Annotated in this window: 24 protein-coding genes; 17 read left to right on the top strand and 7 right to left on the bottom strand. The window is 67.2% G+C overall.

Translation table 11 applies throughout. The features are described 5' to 3' along the window. Window positions 1-59 precede the first annotated feature (59 nt). Window positions 60-956 (bottom strand): hypothetical protein, encoded by an 897-nt coding sequence (locus ACLJPD_RS11620; protein WP_410872043.1) that lies wholly within the window; start codon window positions 954-956, stop codon window positions 60-62. 102 nt (window positions 957-1,058) lie between these two features. Between ACLJPD_RS11620 and ACLJPD_RS11615 the strand changes: the two genes are divergently transcribed. Continuing rightward, window positions 1,059-1,766, top strand: coding sequence for a hypothetical protein (locus ACLJPD_RS11615; protein WP_410872042.1), 708 nt, complete (start codon window positions 1,059-1,061; stop codon window positions 1,764-1,766). A 7-nt stretch (window positions 1,767-1,773) separates the two neighbouring features. Here the strand turns inward: ACLJPD_RS11615 and ACLJPD_RS11610 are convergent, their stop codons facing one another. Continuing rightward, a complete protein-coding gene (locus tag ACLJPD_RS11610; RefSeq protein ID WP_410872041.1) occupies window positions 1,774-2,559 on the bottom strand; it encodes an IclR family transcriptional regulator in 786 nt (261 codons plus the stop codon). 128 nt (window positions 2,560-2,687) lie between these two features. Here ACLJPD_RS11610 and ACLJPD_RS11605 point away from each other — a divergent pair, with 128 nt between their 5' ends. The 5 genes from ACLJPD_RS11605 to ACLJPD_RS11585 are packed head-to-tail and all read left to right on the top strand — an operon-like array spanning window position 2,688 to window position 8,395. Beyond that, window positions 2,688-3,176 carry a flavin reductase family protein gene (locus ACLJPD_RS11605; RefSeq protein WP_410872040.1) on the top strand — a complete coding sequence of 163 codons (489 nt, stop codon included), beginning with the start codon at window positions 2,688-2,690 and terminating at the stop codon, window positions 3,174-3,176. Next, window positions 3,173-4,447, top strand: coding sequence for an acyl-CoA dehydrogenase family protein (locus ACLJPD_RS11600; protein ID WP_410872039.1), 1,275 nt, complete (start codon window positions 3,173-3,175; stop codon window positions 4,445-4,447). Before ACLJPD_RS11605 ends, ACLJPD_RS11600 begins: the two co-directional genes overlap by 4 nt. Continuing rightward, a complete protein-coding gene (locus tag ACLJPD_RS11595; protein ID WP_410872038.1) occupies window positions 4,444-5,832 on the top strand; it encodes an aldehyde dehydrogenase family protein in 1,389 nt (462 codons plus the stop codon). Before ACLJPD_RS11600 ends, ACLJPD_RS11595 begins: the two co-directional genes overlap by 4 nt. Then, on the top strand, window positions 5,829-6,977 hold the full coding sequence (locus ACLJPD_RS11590) for an FAD-dependent oxidoreductase (RefSeq protein ID WP_410872037.1): 1,149 nt from the start codon (window positions 5,829-5,831) through the stop codon (window positions 6,975-6,977). The genes ACLJPD_RS11595 and ACLJPD_RS11590 overlap by 4 nt, the downstream gene beginning before the upstream one ends. After that, complete coding sequence (locus ACLJPD_RS11585) at window positions 6,974-8,395, top strand: aldehyde dehydrogenase family protein (RefSeq protein WP_410872036.1); 1,422 nt, start codon at window positions 6,974-6,976, stop codon at window positions 8,393-8,395. Before ACLJPD_RS11590 ends, ACLJPD_RS11585 begins: the two co-directional genes overlap by 4 nt. A gap of 114 nt (window positions 8,396-8,509) precedes the next feature. On the opposite strand, the gene ACLJPD_RS11580 is transcribed toward ACLJPD_RS11585, so the two are convergent. The 3 genes from ACLJPD_RS11580 to ACLJPD_RS11570 are packed head-to-tail and all read right to left on the bottom strand — an operon-like array spanning window position 8,510 to window position 10,813. Further along, complete coding sequence (locus ACLJPD_RS11580; protein ID WP_410872035.1) at window positions 8,510-9,088, bottom strand: neocarzinostatin apoprotein domain-containing protein; 579 nt, start codon at window positions 9,086-9,088, stop codon at window positions 8,510-8,512. 19 nt (window positions 9,089-9,107) lie between these two features. After that, window positions 9,108-9,698, bottom strand: coding sequence for a neocarzinostatin apoprotein domain-containing protein (locus ACLJPD_RS11575; RefSeq protein WP_410872034.1), 591 nt, complete (start codon window positions 9,696-9,698; stop codon window positions 9,108-9,110). Continuing rightward, window positions 9,695-10,813, bottom strand: a complete 1,119-nt coding sequence (locus ACLJPD_RS11570; RefSeq protein ID WP_410872033.1) for a hypothetical protein — start codon at window positions 10,811-10,813, stop codon at window positions 9,695-9,697. The genes ACLJPD_RS11575 and ACLJPD_RS11570 overlap by 4 nt, the downstream gene beginning before the upstream one ends. Window positions 10,814-11,049: 236 nt before the next feature. On the opposite strand from ACLJPD_RS11570, the gene ACLJPD_RS11565 reads away from it, so the two are divergent. Genes ACLJPD_RS11565 through ACLJPD_RS11525 form a run of 9 tightly spaced genes read left to right on the top strand, consistent with a single transcriptional unit; the run spans window position 11,050 to window position 19,398 of the window. Then, complete coding sequence (locus ACLJPD_RS11565) at window positions 11,050-12,663, top strand: carbon-nitrogen hydrolase family protein (protein ID WP_410872032.1); 1,614 nt, start codon at window positions 11,050-11,052, stop codon at window positions 12,661-12,663. A gap of 19 nt (window positions 12,664-12,682) precedes the next feature. After that, window positions 12,683-13,492, top strand: coding sequence for an oxidoreductase (locus ACLJPD_RS11560; RefSeq protein WP_410872031.1), 810 nt, complete (start codon window positions 12,683-12,685; stop codon window positions 13,490-13,492). Window positions 13,493-13,535: 43 nt separating this feature from the next. Beyond that, complete coding sequence (locus tag ACLJPD_RS11555; protein WP_410872030.1) at window positions 13,536-14,501, top strand: alpha/beta hydrolase family protein; 966 nt, start codon at window positions 13,536-13,538, stop codon at window positions 14,499-14,501. After that, the gene (locus ACLJPD_RS11550; protein ID WP_410872029.1) at window positions 14,495-15,616 is read left to right on the top strand and encodes a Rieske 2Fe-2S domain-containing protein; all 1,122 of its coding nucleotides are present in this window, start codon (window positions 14,495-14,497) and stop codon (window positions 15,614-15,616) included. The genes ACLJPD_RS11555 and ACLJPD_RS11550 overlap by 7 nt, the downstream gene beginning before the upstream one ends. Continuing rightward, on the top strand, window positions 15,613-16,302 hold the full coding sequence (locus ACLJPD_RS11545) for a hypothetical protein (RefSeq protein ID WP_410872028.1): 690 nt from the start codon (window positions 15,613-15,615) through the stop codon (window positions 16,300-16,302). The genes ACLJPD_RS11550 and ACLJPD_RS11545 overlap by 4 nt, the downstream gene beginning before the upstream one ends. Continuing rightward, window positions 16,299-17,216: a hypothetical protein gene (locus ACLJPD_RS11540; protein ID WP_410872027.1), complete on the top strand. Its 918-nt coding sequence runs from the start codon at window positions 16,299-16,301 to the stop codon at window positions 17,214-17,216. The genes ACLJPD_RS11545 and ACLJPD_RS11540 overlap by 4 nt, the downstream gene beginning before the upstream one ends. Then, window positions 17,213-18,001 (top strand): SDR family oxidoreductase, encoded by a 789-nt coding sequence (locus tag ACLJPD_RS11535; protein ID WP_410872026.1) that lies wholly within the window; start codon window positions 17,213-17,215, stop codon window positions 17,999-18,001. Before ACLJPD_RS11540 ends, ACLJPD_RS11535 begins: the two co-directional genes overlap by 4 nt. Further along, window positions 17,998-18,651, top strand: a complete 654-nt coding sequence (locus ACLJPD_RS11530; RefSeq protein WP_410872025.1) for a hypothetical protein — start codon at window positions 17,998-18,000, stop codon at window positions 18,649-18,651. The genes ACLJPD_RS11535 and ACLJPD_RS11530 overlap by 4 nt, the downstream gene beginning before the upstream one ends. Window positions 18,652-18,654: 3 nt before the next feature. Further along, window positions 18,655-19,398, top strand: a complete 744-nt coding sequence (locus ACLJPD_RS11525) for an arylmalonate decarboxylase (RefSeq protein WP_410872024.1) — start codon at window positions 18,655-18,657, stop codon at window positions 19,396-19,398. 17 nt (window positions 19,399-19,415) lie between these two features. Here ACLJPD_RS11525 and ACLJPD_RS11520 read toward each other — a convergent pair whose 3' ends face one another. Next, the gene (locus ACLJPD_RS11520) at window positions 19,416-20,234 is read right to left on the bottom strand and encodes an HpcH/HpaI aldolase/citrate lyase family protein (protein WP_410872023.1); all 819 of its coding nucleotides are present in this window, start codon (window positions 20,232-20,234) and stop codon (window positions 19,416-19,418) included. Window positions 20,235-20,444: 210 nt separating this feature from the next. On the opposite strand from ACLJPD_RS11520, the gene ACLJPD_RS11515 reads away from it, so the two are divergent. Beyond that, window positions 20,445-21,428 (top strand): alpha/beta hydrolase, encoded by a 984-nt coding sequence (locus ACLJPD_RS11515; protein WP_410872022.1) that lies wholly within the window; start codon window positions 20,445-20,447, stop codon window positions 21,426-21,428. A gap of 143 nt (window positions 21,429-21,571) precedes the next feature. Here ACLJPD_RS11515 and ACLJPD_RS11510 read toward each other — a convergent pair whose 3' ends face one another. Beyond that, entirely contained in the window at window positions 21,572-23,293 is a 1,722-nt protein-coding gene (locus ACLJPD_RS11510; RefSeq protein ID WP_410872021.1) for an ABC transporter ATP-binding protein, read from the bottom strand. A 111-nt stretch (window positions 23,294-23,404) separates the two neighbouring features. Between ACLJPD_RS11510 and ACLJPD_RS11505 the strand changes: the two genes are divergently transcribed. Then, window positions 23,405-23,965, top strand: a complete 561-nt coding sequence (locus tag ACLJPD_RS11505) for a TetR/AcrR family transcriptional regulator (protein WP_410872020.1) — start codon at window positions 23,405-23,407, stop codon at window positions 23,963-23,965. The last annotated feature ends 70 nt before the right edge of the window (window positions 23,966-24,035 follow it).

Genomic DNA, 24,035 nt, shown 5'->3' with positions numbered 1-24,035 from the left:
CGCCGCTGACGGTTTCGCCGCCCTCCTCGGAAACGAAAACGTCAGCACCGCACTGTGTTTCAGCGCAATTCGATGGTCACCGCAGGGTCGGATCCCACGGCGGTGCGCTGGATGCTCTCGCGCGCCTCGGCATCACCGAGCTGGGCACGGAACCACAGTGCGGTCCACTGCGCGGCGGCGTGCACCGACTGATCACGAGGCATGGTCGCCTCGTGATGGTCGGGTGCGGCGCCGGGTGGGTTGTTCTGATCGACGAGGCCGAAATGGTTCGCCCCGACAAGTCTGACGAAGGCCGCGGCCGGTGTGCCGGTCAATCGGGTGAAGGTGTCGTAGGCCTCGGCTGGTTCGGAGACACCGTCGAGCGTGCCGTTGATCAGCATCGTCGGAATGTCGTTCACCGTCACCGGATCCACGCTGCTGCCGATCGTGGTGTTGGTGCCGTGGCCGACGATCGCGCGCAGTTCGCGCGGATGCTGATACGACAAGCCGAAGCAGAACGGCATCTGGCATCGATTCGCGGCAGCGTAGAGGGCTGTCGCGCCACCGAAGGAATGACCCGCGGCCACCAGGGTTTCCGGGTCGATCACGGTGCGCACCGGTGAGGACAGGTCACCCGGCTGAGCGTGCGCCCACGCCGCGATATCGGTGAGCGAGTATTCGCTGGCCAGGCTGCGGTCGACGAACGGCAGTGGGTAGCGCTCGGGAATCACCACCACGAAGCCGTATCCGGCGAGTTCGGTGGCGAACCGACCGTAGTACTCGCGCTTCACGTCGGCGCCGGGCAGCACCGCTGCCACCGGTAGTGCGCGATCGGTGCCAAGTGGATACCAGACCGTCGTCGCGTCACCGGCGATGCGGGTCTCGAAGTGTGCGACGCCGATTTCGGCGGACGCGGGTGCTGGTGTCGTCACAGTCACCGAGAGCAGACAGAAGACGGTCAGGAAGAAGGCGCGCATGGAGCCCCCCGTTTCGGTTGCAGAAACAGCGTTTCGGTATGAAACTATGGCGGAACGGTACTTGGAAACACTGTTTCCCGAAAGTCGAGGACGAGGATTCCCATGGGCCAACATCCGCACGGTTGGTGGATCGTGCTGCACCTGACGCTGTTCGTGTTCTGGCTCGGCGGCGATCTCGGCGTGTTCTATTCCAGCCGTTCAGTGCTCGATCCGGCGCTCACCCCGCCCGCCCGCGCCACGGCGCTGACGATCATGAGCGGCTTGGACTTGGCGCCCAAGATCTGTCTGATCCTGTTCCTACCCAGCGGAATCACGCTGATGGCACTGGAGCCACACGGTGCGAGCCTGTTCGGCATCGCCCTGTTTCCTTGGTGGTCGGTCGTGCTGGTGTGGATCTTCGCCGCGGGCTGGTTGGCGCTGGCGGTGCAGGCACACCGCACGCACGGGAAGGTCGCCTCGGTCCGTCGCGCCGACCTCACCATCCGGGTCGCGGTGATCGCGGCCATGGCCGGAGCAGGCGGCTACGCCCTGCTGGCGAGCGAGCCGTTCGGCGTGACGACCAACCCGCGCTGGCTCGGCGCGAAAATTCTGCTGTACACCCTGGCGATCGCCGCGGGGCTCGGCATCCGAATGACGTTGCGCCCCTTCGGTGCGGCCTTCGGCACCCTGATGACCGAGGGCTCGAGCGAGGCCGTCGAGCGCACCTTGCGGCGCAGCGTCGACGGTTGTCTCCCCTATGTGTGGCTGATCTGGGGCAGCGTGCTCGCGGCGGCGGTACTGGGTGTCATCAAGCCCGGTGCCCAGCTGTGAGGCGTGGCTACGGCGTGTAGCCCAATTGGGCCGATATCGCCCCGGCCGCCTTCAGCAGCATCGGAACACAGTCGGCCATGCGCGGCTGGAAGCGCGAGAGCGGACCGCACACACTGATCGCTGCCACGACCCCGCCGTCGTGGTCGAGGATCGGCGCGGCGATGGAGGCCGCCCCGATCTGACGCTCTCCCATCGAGATCGCATGACCACGCTTCTTCGTGGCGTTCAGTTCCGTGCGCAACTTGCGGACCGTGGTGATCGTCGCGTCGGTGAACGCGGTCAACTCGTGCCTGCTCAGATATTCGTCGATCTCCTCCTTGCGCAGGAACGCCAGGATCACCTTGGAGGAGCTGCCCGCGTACAGCGGGTACGGCACACCGAGCACGACCTCCATTCGCAATTCCTGATCCGGCACCACCTGATCCACGTACATCCTGGTGTCGCCGCGGCGAATCGAGAGGGTGGCGGTCTCGCCGGTCACCGACGCCAGCCTGCGCAGCTCCGGGGCGGCCATCACCCGAAGGTCGGTGCGCGCCAGATACGCCCGGCCGAGCGCGATGGCGGCATGCCCGAGTGCGTAACGGCGCGTGGTCGGTTCGAGGGTGATGAGATCGCGATTGCGCAGCGCGGTGAGGATGCGGTGCACCGCGGCCTTGGTGATACCGAGTTCGGTGGCGATCTCGGTGACACCGAGATCGGGCCTGCCGCTACGGCCGAACAGCAACAGCACATCCATGGCGCGCTCGACCGCGGCGATCGACCGGCTCTGGTTGTCGGATTCGATTTCGGACACACCGACAGTCTAAGCGGTCGATTTCCCGATGGGAAACACCATCCCCATCGTGATTGCGCTTGCGCCGAGTCGACATCGAGCGTTACCGTGAGCGGAACAGTGTTTCCACTATCGAAACGGATGTCCAGGTGGAGCCGAATATTCTCCGCGCGGTTCTGGCCCGATGGGCGAGCGGCGTCGTGGTCGTCACCACCGTCCGGGCCGACGGCGCCCGACACGGCATGACGGCCAGTTCGTTCACCAGTGTGTCCCTCGACCCGCCGCTCATCTCGATATGCCTCGTTTCAACGAGCACGACCTGCCGAATGATCCGCGAGAGCGGTGTTTTCGCCGTCAACGTCCTCGGGCACGATCACGAGGCCATCGGCAGACGCTTCGCGTCCATCACCCGGTCCGCACCAGCCGATCGTTTCACCACCGGGCATTGGGACACCGCGCGCACCGGCGCGGCGGTATTGACCGACGCCGTCGCGTGGCTCGACTGCGCACTCACCGACTGTCACACCGCGGGCGACCACACCATCGTCGTCGGGTCCGTGCGCGACGCCGCGACGCCCCGGTCCGCCGCGCCACTCATCTACCACGACCGCAACTATCACGAGGGGATCATCCGATGATCGGTGCACGACTCGTCGAAGACATGACCGACGCCGAACGCGAACGCGCACAACGGGTCGACGCCGTGCTACCCGCCCTGCGCGCGGCCGCCGAGGAAGCCGATCGGCTCGGCACTTTCCCATCGAGCCATGTCGAACTGTTGCGCACGGCCGGACTACTCGGGTTGGTGGTGCCGGAGAAGTTCGGCGGACTCGGTGGCACCCTGCGTGATCTGGCCGCCGCCACCTTCGCGATGGGCACCGCCTGCCCGTCCACCGCGCTGGCGTTCTTCTTCCACAACACGAGCGCCTCACGCGGCCTGCTGCCGCTGGAGGCCATCGACGCCGGACTGTTCGCCGACGACGAGATCCCCATCGTGCGAGCCTTCGCCGAGAAGGTCCTCACTCGCATGGCCGAAGGCAAGTGGCTGGCGAACTTCGCCTCCGAAGCGATCAAGACCGCCGCCGCGAACATCACCATCGCCACCACCGCCCGCAGGGTCGAGGGTGGCTGGATCCTGCAGGGTGAGAAATCATTCGGCTGTGCGACCGGCGTGGCCGACTACTACCTGACCTCGGCCAAGCTCGATGGATACGACACGGCCGAGGGGCTGGCGACCTTCTTCGTGCCCCGCGACGCGCCGGGGGTGAGTGTGCGGGCACCCTGGGACGGGCTCGGCATGCGGGCCACCGCCAACAACGGCATTCGACTCGACGAGGTCTTCATCCCCGAGGACGAAGCCTTGGCGGTGCCCGGCGCGTTCGCGAAGATGCTCACCATGAGCAGAGGCAGTTTCGTCGGCAACCAGCTCGCCATCGCGGCGGTCTACACCGGCTGCGCGCAGAATGTCTACGACGAGATGCTCGCGGCGACGACCACGAAGACCTTCGCCGATACCGGCGAACCGATCGCCTCCGCCCCGGTGCACCAGGTCCTCATCGGTGAGATGACCCGGAACTTGCAGACTGCCTACCTCTGGTTGCGCTATCAGCTGACCGTGGAAACCGCGGAGCCGCCGTTCAAACCGAAGCCGGAGGTGTTCACCCAGTGGCGTCTCGGCAAGGGCGCGGTGACCGAAGCCTGCTTCCAGGTCGCGCTCGGCGCGTTCAAGGCGGGCGGCACCTCGGCGGCGGGAATGAGCGGGGTGGCCGGGCGCGCACTGCGCGATCTGGCCATGGGCTTGGTCATGACCTTCCCCGCCGAGCGGGGCATGCTCGAGGTCGCCCGCATCGTGACCGACGCCAAGGCGAACGAATTGTTCGCCACCGCACCGACGAAGGCGGACCGATGACAGCCGAACTCCCCGACATCGCCGACCTGATCGATGGGCAATGGGGCACCCCGGCCGTGGATCTCGGTGTCGCACTGGAAGATCCGGCCACCGGGAAACCCGCCGCCAGGGCGGTCGCGACGGCGACCGAGCGCGTCGAACGGGCCATCGCGGTCGCCGACACGGCGGCGGGACGGATCACTCCCGACATGCTCGACGCGATCGCCACCGGTCTGGACAAGCGGCTGCCCTGGATCGCGGAACTGGATACGCGCGCGACCGGCGTCCCGATCGCCCAGACCTCGCTGCTCGGTGCGATCGTATCGGGGTCGTTTCGGCTCGCGGCCGAGCAGTTGCGCACCGGAGCACTGCGCCAGGACCGAGAAGGGGTCGAGGTGCATCGGCTGCCACTCGGGCCTGCCCTGTGCCTGGTGCCGTGGAACGCGCCGGCGCCCATGGCCGCCCATAAAGTCGCCAACGCGCTCGCCGCCGGTTGCCCGGTGATCCTCAAGGTCAGCGAACTGGCGCCCTACAGCTCGATGGCACTGGCGGAGGCGATCGCCGAACACGTGCCAGCCGGCATGTTCCAGCTGGTGCAGGGCGGTGCGGAGGTGGGCGCGCAACTCGTCGCCGCGCCCGAGATCAAGGCGGTCTCGTTCACCGGCGGTCTCGGCGGTGGGCGCTCGGTCGCTACCGCGTCCGCCGGGCTGTTTCGCCCGTGCCAGCTCGAGCTCGGCGGGAACAATCCGCTCGTGGTGCTGCCCGACGCCGATCTCGATACCGCCGCGCGGATGGCCGCCGAACTGCTGACCACCCTGAACGGCCAATGGTGCCGGGCCCTGGGCAGATTGATCCTGCCCGCCGACCGGGCCGAGGAGTTGGTCGACGCGATCGGTCGACGCCTCGCCGGACTTCGGGTCGGTGACCCCTTGGATCCGCTCACCGAGTTCGGCCCGCTCCTGCATTCGAAACATGTTCAGACCGTGCGTCATTCGTTCGTCGACCGCGAAGTCCGCACCTTCGGCGCGGTGCCGGAGGCTGGAAACTTCCTCGCCCCCGCACTGCTCGACGGTGATCTGCCCGATGAGGTCTTCGGACCGGTAGCCGGTGTCCTCACCTATCACCGGGTCGAGGAGGCGGTAGCGCTGGCCAATGCCGTGCCCTACGGCCTGGAAGGCTACGTCTGCGGTGCCGACGAACAACACGCGCTCGGGATCGCTCGACAGATCCGCGCCGGTGAGGTGAAGGTGAACGGCTCGTCCATCATGAGCCTGCACCTGATGACACCGCGTCCCGCGTGGGGTCTGTCCGGACTCGGCGAGGAGGGGACGGCGGAGACGCTGCGCTTCTTCACCGGTGCTCGCGTCGTCGGCGTCGAAGGTCGCTTCGCCCTGCACACCTCATGAGCAAGCCCACCGTTGTCGTCGTGGGCGCCGGTCCGGTCGGACTCACCGCCGCGCTGACGCTCGCCCGCCGGGGTTTCCCGGTCACCGTACTCGAGCAGGGCGAGGAGCTGGCTACCGAGTCGCGGGCCTCCACCTTCCATCCACCGACCCTCGAGATGCTTCGAGACCTCGATGTCCTCGATGCGTTGTTAAGCAAGGGCATTCGCGCCTCGACCTTCCAGTACCGGGAACGCGGCGGCGGCGAGATCGCCACTCTGAATCTCGAGGTACTGGCCGGGGACACCCCCTTCCCGTTCCGGGTGCAGTGTGAACAGAGCAAACTCACGCCCATCCTGCTCGATGCCCTCGGTGCCGACGCCGATGTCCGGTTCGGCTACCGGGTGGACGGGCTGCTCAGCACCGCCGATTCGGTGGTGCTGCGTACCGCGAAGGGGCCGGTGCACGCGGAGTGGGTCATCGGCGCCGACGGAGCGCATTCCGCTGTCCGGCGCGGCCTCGGCGTCGAATTCGGTGGCAGCACCTACCCGGAACGCTTCCTGGTCGCCTCGGTCGATGAGGACCTGGCCGCCGCACTACCGGGTATCGCGCCGATCAACTATGTCTTCGACCCGGACGAGTGGCTGGTGCTGCTGCGCACCCCGCAGCACTGGCGGGTGCTGTTGCCGACCCCGGTCGACACCGATGACGAGGACGAATTGCGGCGGCTGCCAGAGCGTTTGGCGGCGGTCGTCGACCTCGGCAGGCCGTGGCAGCTGGCCCATGCCTCGCTCTACCGGGTGCACCAGCGGGTCACCGACCGATTCCGGTACGGCAAGGTCCTGCTGATGGGTGACGCGGCCCATGTCAACAACCCGCTCGGCGGGATGGGCATGAACAGCGGAATCCACGATGCGGTCCAGATGGCATCCGCGCTGGCCGATGTCATCGAGGGCGGCCCGGATGCCCGGCTCGACGAGGTGGCGGCGCACCGTCGAAACGTTGCCGTGGACCATGTGCAGCGCATCAGTCACAACAACTGGAACCGGATGCGCGAACGCGACGTCGGCTACCGCGAGCACCTGCGCGAACTGGCCGCCGATCCGGTCGCCGCGCGCGCCTATCTACGGCGGGCCTGCCTGCTCGACTCGCTGGAGATCCGGCCGTGAGAATCGAGCGCGAGAATCCGGCCCACCCGCGCGAGATCGTCGGCACCGTGACCTCGACCGCACCGGACGCGGTCGATGCCGTGGTCGGCGAGGCACAGCACCGGTTTCGCGAATGGTCACGATGCCCGCCCGAGACCCGGTTCGCCGCGCTCGGCACCGCCGCGGACGCACTCGATGACCGCAGTGCCGACCTGGCGATGCTGCTGGCGCGCGAGACAGGCAAACCCGTCACCGATTGCCGGGGCGAAATCGGCTTCGCCGCACACTATCTGCGCTGGGTGCGCGACCATGCGGCCGAGGTCTTCCGCACGCGGACAACCGACGACGCGCACGGACGGATCACCTTGTCCGCGCGACCGTTCGGCGTGGTCGCCGCCATCACCCCCTGGAACGCCCCGATCATTCTCTCGATGCTCAAACTGGGTCCCGCACTCGCCGCGGGCAATGCGGTCGTGCTCAAACCATCACCACTGGCACCACTGACCGTCACCGCCGCGGCCGAACTACTGCCCGCCACGACAGTGATCCACGGCGGCCCGGATACCGTGCACGCGCTGATCGCGCACCCGCTGATCCGCAAGGTCGCCTTCACCGGTGGCGAGGAAGCCGGGCGCGCGATCGCCGCCGCCGCCGGGCGCGCGATCAAGCCGGTGACGCTGGAGCTCGGCGGTAACGACCCGGCAGTGTTCCTGGACGACTTCGCCCTGTCCCCAGCAGATTTCGAACGCCTGGTCCTCGCCTCCTTCGCCACGGCAGGCCAGGTGTGTATGGCGGCCAAACGGCTGTATGTGCCGCAGACCCGGCTGGCCGAGTTCGTCGACTCCTATATCGCTGCCGCACAACGCATCCTGACCGTCGGTGATCCGCTGGACGACGATGTCACCATGGGCCCGGTAGCCACCAGGGCGGCCGCCGAACGCGTGCGCGGACTCGTCACCGACGCCAGGAATCGGGGCGCCGACATCGTCGCGCTCGCCACCGCGCCGACCTCGGAGGGTTATTTCCTCGATCCGATCCTCGCGCTCGGCGTTCCCGACGATGCCGACCTCGTCCGCCTGGAGCAGTTCGGCCCGGCCGTACCGCTACTCACCTATCGTGATGAAGCCGAAGTCTTGGCCAGGGCAAACGATTCCGACCTCGGCCTGGCCGCCTCGGTGTGGTCGGCCGACGAAGACCGCGCCTGCGCGTTCGCCGCTCGCGTCGAGGCGGGCTTCACCTTCATCAACACCCACAACCGCACCGGCATGTCCCTGCGGGCCCCGTTCGGCGGTATCAAGAACAGTGGCTTCGGCCGCGAATACGCCGAAGAGGGCCTACGCGAGTACGTCCAAACGACCGTCACGCACGCTCCGGGCGCCTTCCGCGCCGGCGGCACCGGACTACCCGCGAGGGCCTATCCGACCACGGCGCGACCGTAGCGAAACATCAGCACGATATGGGTCAGTACCTGGTCGCTGGCGGCATCGGGGTACTCCGTTCGGGGATCGGCCGAACGGCACGGCGGCGCGAAGCCGCCGTGCCGTCCGGGGATTTCAGTTGTTTCGGCCGCGCCTGCGTACCACGACGGCGACGGCGACCGCGGCGATCACCACCACACCCGCGGCGATGCCGACCGTCATGACGGTATTGCTGTCGGCGTCCTCGGACTCGGCCTCGGCCGTATCGGTCGCGGTCACCGGCGTTTCGGCGGCGGGGCCGAAGGTCAACGGCACCGAGGCGAGGATCTCGGTCGCGTTCGTCAGACTGGTGACGCTGAGCGTGCAGGCGCCGGGCGCTGCGGCGCAATCGGTGGTACCGACGGCGGCTACCAGGGTGATCGCCTCTTTACCCGGGTTGGGTTGCCACCGCCCCTGCCCGTCGGCGGCGCCGAGAATCGAACCGGAGAGATGACAGTCCGCGGGACCGGTGATCTGCGGTTTGCACTGCCCGACCGCCACGGCGGGCATATTCGGGGGCAGTCCGTCCAGCGTCACGATGACGGTCTGCCCGGCCGCGAGTCCGGTGGACTTACTCACCTGCAAAGCCGGTGCGGCCGTCGCCGGGGTCGCACCCCAGATCGCGGCGACCGCGACGGCCCCGAGAATCCCGAGCGGGGTACCGATGCGTTTCATATCTTCCTCCTGATGGATTTCACAATCGCCGCCGATCGGCGAGGGCACTACCGGCGACGATCACCAGTAGGCCCGCGGTCACCGCCCACAGCACGGTGGATGGGCCTTCGGTATCGGAGTCGGACCGCAGCGCGGGAGCCGGGGCGGGAGCCGGTGGCATCGGCGGGCCGGAACCCGCGAAAGCCACCGATACCGCAGCCGAATTGGCGGCGATGACCGCGGGTGGTTCGGTGCCCGGCAGCGGTGCGGCCGCGATCACGCACTGCTGCCGGGTGCAGTCGATAGCGTGGAACGTGGGGTGCGCGGTCAACGTCAGCGGGCCGAAGGTGCCGTCCCCGCCGATATTGACGAAGGTCGCGCCACCGTCGAGATCACAGTCCTTCAGCCCGTTGGTGAAGCCCTGTTTGCACATGCCCACCGCGACCGCCGCCAGACCGGCTCGAAAGCCGCTGCCGCTGACTGTGATTCGCTGTCCTTGGGTCAGGTCGGTTCTCGCACTGACCTGTATCGCGGCGGGCTCCTGCGCGAATGCCGCTGCCGGAAAGCCGATCAGACATCCGCCGAGCAGTGCGGCCGCGGCCGCTCGGGTCATCGTGGCGAAACCGATCACGACGCGCCTCCTTCGTTGTGTGAGCTGAGCACGCCCGGCGGAGGTGACGCGGCGGGGTCGTGCCCGCCGCAGAGCCGGGCCGCGACGAGTACGCAGGCGGCCAGCACGGTCAGCGCCGATCCGGTACCGATGACTCGACCGAGCAGATCAACGAGTCCCAGACCGGTCAAACCCGCGCTCGCTGTGACAACGGCGGTGGCGGCGGCCCGATCGGCGCGCAGGCACACCTGCTCGTCGAGGGCCGTCATCGCACGGGCCGCCACCGCCAGGGTCACGGCCAGCCCGATCGTCAGCAACACCGGCCCCGATGCGGTCGCCACGAGCACCGGTCCACCCGCCGCCAGGATCAACAGCACGGGCACGGCGGCCGGTCGACGTCCCGGCAGCGCGACCACGAACACCGCGGGTGCGGCAGCGAACAACAGCCAGCTGAGCTGCTCGGCGCCGAATTCGTTCCAGCGGAACAACAGCAGATGCAGCGCGGGCAGCACGGTGCCCCCGACCACGAGTCCTACGGCGACATATCCTGCCAGCGCGGCACGGGGCACGGCGCCGATTGTGGCCGCACGGCGCGAAATCGGTGCTTCGGCGAGGCGTGCTCGCAACAGTCCGGTGCTCACACCGAGAACAGCGGTCAGCGCCCCCGCGGCGATCACCCCGGCTCCGGGATTCTCGTAGTACCGGCCGGCCAGCCACGCGGCGACGACCAGTCCCGCTGTCGCCGCCGCGTGCATGACGAGAAAACTCCGGCGTCCGAGATCGGTTGCGAGAGTACGACCGGCGACCAGCAGCGGCCCGGTGACAGTACCGGCCACCAGCACCGCGACGGCGAACACCGCGACGGTATCCGCGGCGCCCGCAACCAGAACGGCGATGCCCGCGAGAACACCACACGCACTTGCCATTTCGACCGAAGAGCGCAACCGCCATAGACACAGCAACGCGGCGAACAGACCCAGCACCGCACCGGTGAGCACGATGTAGCCGACCACCGCGCCGGGCACTCCGACCACACCACCAAGGGGTTTGGCAAGCAGCACCAGCTGCCCACCGGCGACCGGTCCGGCGGTGACTGCGCAGAGTGCGGCCGACACGGATGCGGGATGTCTCGTCATCCTCAACCTCCACTCGTGTTCCGCTGAGAGAAACACAGTTTCGCGATTGCCACATTGAACCCGCGGTGCCGACCACTGTCAAGACAGACGGAAAAAGCGACGTTTTCACGAATTACGGGCGCGTGAAATGTCGAACCACCCCTGGACAGATCCTTCACCGGGGTACAGAATCAGGGCACTGTTGGAAACGTCGTTTCGTTGTCCGAAACGCCGGACGAGTGAGAGGGTCCGAGTTCATGACCCGAGTCGCGGCCGCACAACTCGCCGCGGGAACCGACGTCGCGGTCAACCTCGACGCCTGCCTCCGCATGATCGACGCCGCGGCCGCCGCGGGCGCCGAACTGGTGGTTCTTCCCGAATTCTGTAACCACCTATCTTGGTACGAGGACCGTGCGCACGCGCGCCGAATGGCCTGCACACCCGGCGACGCCTTCTGCGGTTCGATCGCGCAGCGGGCGCGCCACCATCGGCTGTTCGTGAAGATCGGCGTCACCCTGGCCCGTGCCGACGGCCGCACCACCGGCACCAGCCTGCTGTTCGGCCCCGACGGCGAACTGCTCGGCGAATCCGACAAGCAGATCCTGATGGGCGCCGAGAACGACTATCTCGATCCGGGCCTGACCGAATCGCCGGTGCTCGAGACTCCCCTCGGCCGGATCGGTATGTACGCCTGCATGGAGGGCGTCATCAACGAGGTCACCCGGTCGCTGGCACTGCGCGGGGCCCAACTGTTGCTCAACAGCCTCAACTCCTTCGCCATCGACGAAGCGAGCCTGCACATTCCGGTCCGAGCCGCGGAGAACAAGGTCTGGGTGGTGGCCGCCAACAAGGTCGGCCCCCTGCTCCCCGCCGACCAGCTGCCCTCGATCGCGGACCGCCTCGGGGTGCCGCAGGATCGGCTGCACGGTGCGGGCGAAAGCCAGATCGTCGGCCCCGACGGCGTCCCGGTCGCGGTAGCGCCCGCCACCGGTGAGGCGATCGTCGTCGCCGATATCGACGTGTCACTGGCCGATGACAAGAGTCGACCGGACGGCACCGACATCCTCGCCGCGCGCAGGCCCGAGCTCTACGCGCCACTCACCGACACACCGCGCGGGCGACGCGCGGCCGCCGGGGCCGATTCGCTGAGTACCGCGCTCGCGGTCGCCGACCCGGGACTACTGGCCCGACTCGCCGCCGACGGAGTCGAGTTGATCGTGCTCCCCGAGCTGTCGACGATTTCGATACCGGAAGTCGTCGACGCGCTACACGGCACAACGGCACACGTGGTGCTGAGTGTGCGCGCCGGCGGTGCGCACCACGGTGTGCTGGTCACCGCCGACGGGGTGCTCGGCCGCCAACCTCAACTGCATCCGACCAAACGCCTTCCGTGGCTGACGGAGCCGGGTACCGCAGTGACCGTCTTCGACGTGCCATGGGGCCGACTGGCCATCGTGGTCGGCGACGACGCGCTCTTCCCCGAGACATTCCGGCTGGCCGCGCTCCAGGACGCCGACGTCGTGGCCGTACCCTGCTCGCCGACCGAACCGTGGGAATTGGCACTCGGTCTGTCCGAACGCGCGGCGGAGAACCGGCTCAATGTGGTGGCCGCCGGTAGCGACGAACACGGCGAACTGCTCGGCGCGGTGTACGCGCTCAGCCCCGATTTCACGTTGTGGACCGCGTGGAGCGGGCCGTTCACCGGTGTGATCAGCCACCCGATCGTGACCGTCGCACCGCCCGGCGCGGCCGATGTCCGGGCGACCGTGCGGCCTGCGCAAGCCATGAACCGCAACGTATCCAAAGGCACAGGCCTGGTGGACGGACGCCCTCGGTGGCCGCTGGACGCCATGACGAGGCAAGCGCAGTGACGACAGAACCGGAGCGACGATGAGTGAAACCGTGCAACACGTCGAGCAGATGGTCGACGCCACCGCCAGAATCGACGTCACCGAGACGTTCCAGGAATGGCGAGATCTGTTGAGCGGGCTGAAATCCCGGATCGCCGAACGTTTCGAGTTGACCAGAGATCCCTCGACCGAGGCCCTGGAGAACTACGGCGACGCCGCGACGGGACCAGCGGGGAGTCTGGCCGCCTATACCGGCCCGGAGATCGACTGGCTGGTGCATTCCTGGATCGGCGACCCCCGCACCGGTTTCGTGAATCTGCATCTCACCGCGTGGCTCGGACCACAGATCCAGGTCCCACATCTTGGCATCGCGCTGCTGCTGTGGCCGCAGGGTTGGTTCTATGTCGATGCGGTACCACGCGGCGATCTGGTCGGCGACGGCGATTATTTCGACAGCTACTACGCCGACAATGACGCGCCGTGGTTGGCCTTCAAGGAAGAACATCCCGATTTCACCTGGTTCACCAGCCGCACCGGCTTCATCCGGTCCAGCCTGTCCCCCACCGCGTATTGCTACTCCTTCCCACCGAACCAGGCCAATCGCGAGACGGTCGCCGAAATTCTCACGGCGCGGGTCGAGCAGTGGCTGGGGTGGGTCGACGCGGCGACACCGGTGCCCGTCGATGAGCGGGCCCGGTTGGCGGAGCGAGACCTGGCCATCCGTCGCAATATCGCCGAACGCGATCCCGCGAATGCCATGGGCGAGCGGATGTTCGGGGCGGATCTGACCCAGCGTCTGGTACGTGGCCTGTGGGGCGGCGACCGAATTCTGCCGAGGCCTGTCGGATGAGTGCGCACCCGATCCGCCCACACCACGTCGAAGAGGTGCCTGCGTGAGACTTGTTCGTTCACTCTGGTGGTCGGCCCGCACCGCGGGAACCGCACCGTTCGATACCGCCCATCTGAAGGTCTACTACCCCGCGATCGCCACCGGCGACGATGCCGAACGCCTGACCGGCGTCTTCGCGCCCGATCCCGCGGCAGCGCCGTATCCGGTGGTCGTGTTCCTGTCCGGGGTCAATGTCGGCCAGGACTCCTACCGCCGATTCGCCACCGCGATTGCCGACAGCGGTTTCGTCGTCGTGACTTTCGACCGGGTGGCCGAATTGTTCGGGGGTCAGCGCGGTCTGACGTGCGGCGTCGATCTGGCCGCCGCCCGCCCGGATACCTACGGCACCCGACCGACCTGCCCGACCATCGGCGCGGTCATCGACGCCCTCGCCGAGTTGAACGCGCAGGGCCCGCTGCGCGGGGCACTCGACCTGAACCGGATCGCGCTGGGCGGACACTCGGCAGGCGGCACCGTGGTCTTGCAGTCGGCACGCTTCTTCGATTCCGTCGCGGCGGTATTCGCCTGGGGCGCGCACACTTTGGTGGCGACCATGCTCGGCTGGCCCGCGGGCACCGTGCTGCCCGCGCAGGTCGATTGTCCGGTCCTGCTCGGCGTCGGCACCAATGACGGTGTCATCGCGGGCAGCGCCGACCGCTACGGCGAGGACGGCGAGACCCGCCCCGATCCGGTGGCTCGCACCTTCCACGAGGCGCTGCCACCAGGCGAGCACCTATTGGCAGTCATCGAAGGAGCCAATCATTTCGGTATCGCCGATGCCGATCCGACCGCCGCCCGCGCCTTCCTCGACGGCGGCGACGACGCGGACGCGCTGACCCCGTTCGCGCGCCTGACCTCCGCATTCCTGCGCACCCACCTGTGCGACTCGGCAGCAGCACGAACCGAACTCGCCGAATTCGTCGCCGCGGACATCCTGTGGCCCCACCGATCGGAGCGAGAACAATGCTGAAGAACTTCTGGTACGCACTGGAATTCGCCGACAAGGTCGGCCGCACGCCGAAGAAGGTGACCTGCCTCGGCCAAGACTTCGTCCTCTACCGCACCACAACCGGGTCGGTGGTGTGCCTGTCGGACCTGTGCGTGCACCGCGGTGGCGCCCTGTCGATGGGGACGGTGACCGACGACTGCATCGCCTGTCCGTACCACGGCTGGCAGTACAACGCCGAAGGCGCCTGCGTGCGGATCCCGGCCAATGCCGAGGATCGGATCATCCCGAAGAAGGCCCGCGTCGACGCCTACCCCGCCCAGGAGCGCTACGGCATGGTGTGGGCCTTTCTCGGCGATCTGCCCGAGGATCAACGTCCGCCGATCCCGGAGATCCCCGTCCACGATGATCCGAGTTTCCGGGTCGTGCAGTTCGAGATGGAGGTCGAGGCGAACTACGAGCGGACCTTCGAGAACGTAGTGGATGCCTCGCACACGCCCTTCGTGCACGGCACCAGGTTCGGCAATCCGGACAAGCCCGAGATTCCGAATTTCTCCATCCGCCAAGATGATTGGTCCGCGGAGGCCGATATCCAGCTCAGTCCGCCACCGCCGGGCGGGCTGTGGGGGCTGCTGTTCCGGAACAAGCCACGCCCCGAGTTCGTGACGGTCACCAACGGCTGGTACCTGCCCAACGTGGTGAAACTGCACATCAGGCTACCCATCGGCGATCTGCTGCTCTACGACTTCAATATCCCGCTGTCGCAGGACCGCACCCTGATCAAGATCCTCGGCTACCGCAACTTCTTCACCGGTAAATGGGCCGACGCCGACACCCGCAGAAGAATCAAAGCGATCCTGCTGCAGGACAAACCGATTGTCGAGGGGCAGCGCCCGGAGTTGCTGCCGTTCGACCTCGCCGACGAATTGCATGTCCGCAGCGACGCGCTGCAAATCGCCTACCGGCGCAGGCGCACTCAGCTGATCAAGGACGGCTGGTGGCTGGGCGAGGACGACACCATCACCGGCGACGGACCGCGCCGAACCGCCACCGTCATCGCCTCACCGGCCCGCCGCGACAACCCCGAACTCGCCCAAGCCTGGGTGCACAAAGCCCGCAACGGAGGAACACCGCGATGAGCCTGCCCACCGCACTCAGCGACCGCACCTTGCAGACACTGAGCACCGCACTCGAACTCACTGTCGCCGAGGATATTCCGCTGATCAGCGCGATGTCGCCGGAACCGGTCGGCAGGCTGCGGGTATTGCACGGCGACCGGATCGACAAGCTCGTCGCCGTCGATCTGGTGGTCCCCGCGATCCACCTCGACAGCCATATGCTTTTCGCCTTCACCCCTCCCGACTCGGCGGTCCCGCATTTCACGCTGGATTCGGTGCACGGCGGCGAGTACTACGCCATGCACCTCGATCTCGTTCCGCGTGCCGACCTGGCGGTGAACCTCACCTATCTCGATGCCGCATTCCTGCCGCTGACCCCGCTACTGGAGGCGGCCTGGCAGCTCGACGGTGTGTCGGCGGCGGCGATCGGTCCGCGGCAGCGGGCGATGATGTCGCCGTGGATGGTCGTCTGTCGAGCCACCGAAACCGCCTTCCGCGCCCTCGACACCACCGTCGGCGACTATCTCCAGCATTGGCTCACCCTGGTGGACAGGGGAGTTCCCGCGGTCGACGCCGATACGGCCGTCCGCGACCGCGTGAACCGGGCGAATCTGTTCAGCCCGGAAGTGGATCCGGTCTGGGCGCAGGTGGCCCGACTGTTCGGTGACGATCAGACCGCGTGCGTGCGCGCGGAGCTGCTCGCATGACCGCCGCCGAAGCGCCGAGCCAGTGGCAGCAGCGCATCGCGGGTGAATGGGTCGGCAGGCCGTCGCTGTTCACCGCCGACGGCGTCTGGCGTGGTTTCGAAGACATCCGCCGCTCATCGGTCTTCGCCGACGGAACGACGACCTACTTCATGGACGGCGGTCTCACCGGCGGCGGTGAACTCGCAGGCCGGTTCGCGCTCGGTGCGCCGTTCGCCTTCGGCGTCGTCGATTCCGACAGCGATCGCCTCTACACCGGCCCCGACTTCTACGGCGCCGGTCGACCGTATGGCAGCTTCGTCGACGCGCACTACTACGGCCCCGGTTGGCAGGTAGGTTTGAACACCTGGAACCTGACACTCGGTGACACCCAGGTGTACTCCTCGGTGCTGTACCAGGGACCGGCCATGGTCGGGGTGTTCAATGGCGTCTACACTCGCGATCCGGCGCTCGCCGACGACCTCATCGAGCACGAAACACGCTGCGGAGCTACTCCTTTCGTGCTGCCGACCAAAGACGCAAGCCGCTATGTCGGCGACTGCGAGCTGTGGGGCGCCGACCAGCAACGCCACGGCACCGTACGCATCACCATCGAGGTGACGCCGTTGAGCCTGTTGACCGCCGAGCACCACGTCACCTGGAGCGGCGCCCTCGACCGCGAATACCGGGCGACGGTGCGCCGTGACGGTGTCCGCTCGTTCCACGAGGGGCCCGGCGCCTGGGGAAACGCGACCTCGTACGGCCGGGCCAACTACCCGGTGTTGCACTTCCCCGATGGCGGCAAACTCAACGGACGGGAGTTCATGATGGACGCCGAACCTGGCATGGGCGCGGGTGCCGAGCTCGCCGTGGTCTACGAACTGTTCGAGCACAACAGCCTCAGCGCTGTCCTGCACGGGGTACTGGTGCGCGCATGAGCGGGCCGACGACGAGCACCGTCGTAGTAACCGGCGGTACCCGCGGCATCGGGCTCGGCATCGCCCGCGCGCTGTTGCAACGCGGGCATCGAGTCGCGGTGTGCGGCACCGATACCGAGCGGATCGACACGCTGCGCGCGGAACTTCCCGACACCGAACTGCTGGCGGTACCCGCCGATGTCACCGACCGCGAGCAGCTTCAGGCACTCTGGGACGCGACGGTGGCCCGCTTCGGGGGCGTCGACGTCTGGATCAACAATGCCGGCATCTCCCACACCCGCACGCCCGTGTGGGAACTGCCCGCCGCCGATGCCGCGAAGGTCGTATCAACCAACCTGCTCGGCGCGATCAACGGCTCCGCCGTCGCGATCGCGGGGATGGCGGCGGCGGGCGGCGGACACGTCTGGAATATGGAAGGCCTCGGCAGCGACGGCCGTACGGTGCCAGGACTGTCGGTCTACGGCGCCAGCAAACGGGCGCTGACCTACCTGACCAAGGCCTTGGCGAAGGAGGTCCCCGCCGGGGTGTCCGTCGGGCTGCTCAGCCCGGGCATGGTGGTCACCGACCTGCTGACCAACGGCTACGCCGATCCCGAGGAACTGGCCAAGGCGCGCAAGATATTCAACATCCTCGCCGACCGTGTCGAGACCGTCACGCCCTGGCTGGCCGAGCGCGCCCTCACCCACCGACGCAACGGCGCCCACGTCCGCTGGCTCACCACCCCGAAGGTGATCGGCCGCTTCGCCACCGCGGGCTTGCGACGACGCGATCTGTTCGCCGAATGAGCACGGCTGCCATCGACTACCCGATCTCGCTGGCGATCGAGGATTTCGCGCCGGTGCTGTTCACCACCGTCGGGGTTGTGCTGCTGCGCCGAGTGCTCGGCGGCGGACCGGCGATGATCGCGGCCGCGGTGTTCGTCGGCGTCGGCGGGCTCACCAAGGCAGGCGCGAAACTGATGGCCGCGGCGGACGGTCCTGTCCTGCCGTGGCTCAGTGAGATGCTGTTTCCGTTCCTGACGCTGGGATTCGGGCTGCTCTGCCTGGCCGCGGCCCGAACCAGGACCGGCACCTCGCCGAACTGGCTCCGATACCTGGTCATCGGACTCACCGTGGTCTGCGGTCTCGGCGCCGTGCTGGCCCGCGACTCGATCCCGATGCTGGTCAGCACCACGGTGTTCGCGACGATCACCGGAATCTATTTGATCGGAATCGCCCGTGACCGCGACGACACCGTGACCGCGGCCCTGTTCGGCGTGCAACTGCTGAGCTTCTACATCCTCGGACCGCTGGCCTCCCGCGCGGACCAGTCAGTGACGTTGCAGTGGATTGAACAGTTGTGCAACACCGCGGCCCAAGCCGCGTTCCTGGCCGCCGCGTGGCGGTTGTCCGCCGCCACCGTGACCTCCGAGAAAGCCGAAGCAACCGGGAGATGAGCAATGCCTGACGTACTGGGCTGGCGACGCAAGTTCGGCGTACTCGCCCCATCGACGAATACCGTGGTCGAACCGGATTTCGGACGCATGAGCGTACCGGGGGTCACCGCGCATTTCGGACGCATCCACATCCGCGACCAGAACATGGGCGACGACGCGGGCATGGCCAATCTGCTCGAACAGATTCGCGCCGAGATGGACGGGACCTGTGCGCGGATCATGACCTGCGAACCGGACTACATGGTGATGGGTATGTCGGCCGAAACCTTCTGGGGCGGCGTCGAAGGCAACCGCAAATTCATCCAGCAGATCCACGAGGCGACCGGACTGGAGGTCGCCACCGGTGCCGAGGCATGCCGCCGGGCGCTGACGCTCTACGGCGCGAAGCGAATCGGCGTCGTGACACCCTATCAGCCGATCGGCGACGAAAATGTGGTCCGGTTCTTCGGCGAACTCGGCTTCGACGTCGCCGCGATCACCGGGCTGCGCTGCCCCACCGCGGTATCGATCGCCCATGTCACCGAGGACACGCTGCGCGACGCCCTACGGGAGGTGGACGGCGACGACATCGACGCGCTCGTCCAGTGCGGCACGAATCTGTCCATGGTGAGCCTGGCCGATGAGGCCGAACGCTGGCTGGGTAAACCGGTGATCGCCATCAATGCCGCGACCTGGTGGATGGCACTGCGCGACAACGGCATCAACGACCGGATCGAGGGTGCGGGTTCGCTGCTGCGTGAGCACTGAATGCTCGGCATGCCGTGTCAATCCTCCAGTAGGCGGCGCGCTTGGCGGATCACGGCCGCGTCCACCATTTTGCCGCCCTCATCGAGCAGGACGCCCCCGGCGGCGGATTCGAATCGGCCCACGAGTACGCGGGCCCGCTCCAGGTCGGCCGCGGCAGGGGTGAACACCTCGTTGACCACGGGTAGCTGCGCGGGATGGATGCAGGCGCGCCCGCGGAACCCCATCCGCGCCAAGGCTTTCGTCCGCTCACGCAACCGGTCCAGATCGCGAAAATCAGTGTCGACGGGCCCCAGCGGCGGCGCGATTTTCGCCGCCGCACTGGCGAGGACCACGTGGGTGCGGATCGCCAACAGTTCGCGTTCGTCGGAACTGGTTTCGATCCCCAGATCGGCGCGCAGATCCGCCTCCCCGAGTTGCAGCCGCCATACCCGAGGGGCGGCGGCAATCGTCTTGGCGTCGAGCACGGCGGCAGCGCTCTCCAACAGCGGGCACACCCGAATCGCGCCGACGCGCGGTTCGCACTCCCGCAACACCTCGTCCGCCGCCCGAACCTGTTCCGCTGATTCAGTTTTCGCCAGGCATACCGCAGACACCGCGGGCAGTGCCACCGCCCGCAAGTCGTCGGGGCACAGCGAACCGGAGTTCACCCGCACCCAGATCCGTTGTCCGGCATCGGCGACCGTGCGCAGCCAAGCGGAGACCTCGGCTCGCGCCGTCTCCTTCTGCCGCAACGGGACGGCGTCCTCCAGATCGAGCAGCACGATGTCGGCGGAACCGGCCAGTGCCTTGTCGAACAGTTCCGGCCGATTGCCGGGGACATACAGCGCCGATCTCACCAGCTCACCGCACCTCTCGATTTCTGAAACAATGTTTCACCTATGGAAACGTATCGCGCTCACGCCGGTGCCGTCCAGCGCGAATTCACGATCACACGTCGCCGGGCCACCACTTGACAACCACACATATGTGGGCGCTAATGAACCATCGCAGTTAAGAAACGTCGTTCCGCAGAGCGAAACCGGCGTCGCGCCATTGTTGGAGTCACCATGAGTTCTCGAGGTTCGGCCCTGGCCGCTTTAAGCGCCGCCATCATCGCCGCCTGCACCATCACCTTCGCCGCGCCAACCGCCGGAGCGGACGCGTCACGACTCCCAGGCGCGATCGATATCCCTTGCGCCGCAACCACTCTGCAGCAGAGTGCGGACTGGTACCTGCCGACCGGAACCCCCAAGGGCCTGGTCTGGATCCAGCACGGCTTCGCCCGCACCAACAGCAACGTCGCACAGCTGGCCACCACCTTCGCCGACAGCGGCTATCTGGTCTTCGCGCCCGCACTGCCGTTCATGGATCTCGCCGGATGCACGCTGCAGAATCTCGGCGACAACACCGGATTCCTCGACAACGTCGCGACCCTGTTCGGTACCGCCACCGACCCCAACGGCGCACTCGCCCGCAGCCTCACGGCCGCGGCCGCACACGCGGGCCTGGTCGCCCCACAGCTGCCCAGCGACCTTGTTTTCGTCGGACACTCCGCCGGCGCCGAGGCGGTCGCATTCGTCGCACACCGCCTTCATGTCGCGCACCAGGAGATGTTCTCGCGCCTGCGTGGTCTGGTGTTGCTGGATCCGGTGAAATCCTTTCTCGGCGACAACAGCGACCGCGCACTCGCCGACCTCGACCCCACCGACCTACCCATCCTGACGATCGCCGCGGCACCGTCGCTGTGCAACAACCTCGGCAGCGGCACCACGGCAGTCCAGCAACAGCTTCATCGACCGTTCCTCGGCATCCGCGTGAGCAACGGCGTGCACACCGACGCCGAGGGCACCAGTTCGGATTCACTGGGAACACTGCTGTGCGGCACCCCGAGCATCGCGAACACAACGGTGCTCCGCACGCTCGCACTCGGCTGGACCGCCGACTTCCTCACGGGCACCACGACCCCCGACTATTACCCCGCGACCACCGAAGCAGCACTCACCCCCACCGTCGCAGCAGCGCCGACCGCGACGATCCTCCCAGAAAAGTGATCGGAACCGCCACCAGGTGAAACCGCTCCTTCCCATCCCACACCCATCCGCGTGAAGACCGGTGACTACATCGGTGCCGGAGGAAATCGAGTCAGCGAGTGCAAGTTCTGGCCCGAGGGTAATGGCCGACACACTATGCGCGCCTACGCGAATCCACCGGCGCGGACCATTCGCGCGTAGAGGTCGTCGGCGCGCATCAACTCGTCGTGCGTCCCGACTGCCCGGACGCTGCCGTCGTCCATTACGACGATCCGATCGGCGTGCCGCACGGTCGACAAGCGGTGAGCAATCGTGACGACGGCGTGGGTGCGCGCCCGCACGGCGATCGCTTCGACGATCGATGCCTCGGTCAGGGTGTCGATCTGCGACGTCGCTTCGTCGAGAAGCAGCACGTCGGCGTCACCGAGCATCGCGCGTGCCATCGCGATCCGTTGCCGCTGCCCGCCCGAAAGATCGGTGTCGCGAACGTGGGTGTCCAGGCCTTTCGGCTGGGCCGCGACGACCGAGTCGAGGCGGAGCAGGCGAAGAACCTCGGCCACTTCGTCGTCGGTGGCATCGTGGCGCAGGAATCGCAGGTTGTCGCTCAATGTGCCTGGCACCAAAGGGGATTCCTGCTCGACGTATGCGATACGCGCGCGAACTTCCGACATCGTCAGGTTCCGGTACGCCACGCCGCCCACCGAGATGGTCCCGGTGTTGGGTTCGACGAATCGCAGGATCGTCGAGAACACCGTTGTCTTGCCCGCGCCGGACGGGCCAACGATGGCGGTATGGCCGGTCGCCGGAATCCGCAGCGTCAATCCCTTCAATGCGTGCGGTCCATCAGGTGCGTAGCGGACCGTGACGTCGTCGAAACGCAAGGCGGCGTCGGGCTCGGCGGTCGTCGCCGGCGCAAACTCGTGCGCCACGTCTGCTTCGGAGTGCAGCGCCTCCATCTCCCGGATACGCATGGCGGCAGCGATACCCGACTGCATGGCCGTGATGTGCGTGGTCAGTTCTTGGATCGGTCCCATCAACGTGAACGCGTACAGCAGGAACGCGATCAGCGTCGACACGGTCAGCGAACCGTTGTCGACGCGCCAGGCGCCGATGGCCAGGATCGCGATGATGGCGCCCTGCACGCCGGTCCACGCGACGGTCCATGCCGTTGCCGAGACGCGCACCGACTCGATCGCGTGTGTCCGGGCGTTGCGTGCGTCGGCGCCGATCAACGTGGCGATGCGGTGCTCGGCGCGTGCCGCCTTGACGGTGCGCACCGAACGCAGGCTGCCTTCCAGCACTCCGCCGAGGCGGCCGAGCGATTCCTGAGTTTGCGCGTCCGCCTTGGCAATTCGCGGCATGAGTGTTCCGAACAGGATGCCGACGACCACGATGGCCAGCACGGTGACGCCGAGCAGCATCATGTCGAGCACACCCATGAGGATCACGGTGCCCACCGTCAGGAAGGTGGCGTTGATGATGCCGATCACCGCCGACGACGCGGCCTCCTTCAGCAGCAAGGTGTCCGCCGTGACGCGCGTGACCAACTCGCCGGTGGGACGCGCCTGCACCGACGGAACCGTCGCGCCGAGCAGTCGTCGAACGAGCGACGTGCGTGCGTCGAAGACGATGTTCTCGGCGACGGTCCCGAGCAGTATCCAGTAGCCCCACCCGAGTGCGGCGCCGATGACGAGCAGCACCAACAGGGCAACGGTCGGGCCCATGATCGACGCGCCCGTGCCGAGCGCGTCGAGGATCGACTTGGTCACCATCGGCGTCGCCATCACCGTCGCGGAACTGCCGAGAGCGAGTACGAGTCCGATCAGCAGAGCGCGGGTGTGCGGTCGGGCATAACCGATCAGGACACCCAGGTTCGACATGGTCATCGGTGGAGCGGTTCCGGTGGGAGGCGCAATCGTCGTCACCCTTCAATGGAACAGCACTGTTCCATTTTAGTAAAGCGAATATCCAGGATGGATCTCGTTTACTCTGCTCCTGTGGAGGATGTCGAAGAGACCAGTGCCCGCGAACGCACCCGTCGCGCGATTCTCGATGCGGCAGTGGCGACGTTCGCGAAATCGCCCAACGCGTCGCTGACGGAAGTCGCCGAGAAGGCTCGCGTCGGGCGTACGACGCTGCACCGCTACTTTCCCGAACGATCCGACCTGATCACCGCCGTCGGGCGGCGCACCGAACAGGCCGTGGCCGACGCCTCCAAGCGTGCGCGCCTGGCTGACGGGACAGGGCTCGACGCGGTCCTGCGGCTGTGTCAGGAGTACTTCGAACTCAGCGATGTCCTGACGGTCATGTTCTTCACATCCGGCGTATACGACGAGACCACATCGTGCCTGTCCGACGACGAAGCGATCGCGGCGATAGAACGGGGGCGCGACGACAGCTCGATCGACGCAGCGCTCGATGCCTCGTGGATCGTGAACATGATGTGGGCGCTGCTGTATGCCGCCGTCGACCACGTCAACCGTGGGTCGGCCAGCCGCATGCATGCGCAGACGCAGGCGCTGACGAGTCTGCGCAAAGCGATAGGTGCGCCCGGGTGACCGATCAAGACCCAATAGTGCTCAGCACCAAGCCGTTTCGCGGAACGACACTTCTCAACGATTCGCATGA

The organism is Nocardia sp. A7 (assembly GCF_046549215.1).
Classification (GTDB): Bacteria; Actinomycetota; Actinomycetes; order Mycobacteriales; family Mycobacteriaceae; genus Nocardia.
Note: the sequence above shows the minus strand (reverse complement) of the source record. Positions and strands in the feature narration are given on the sequence as shown.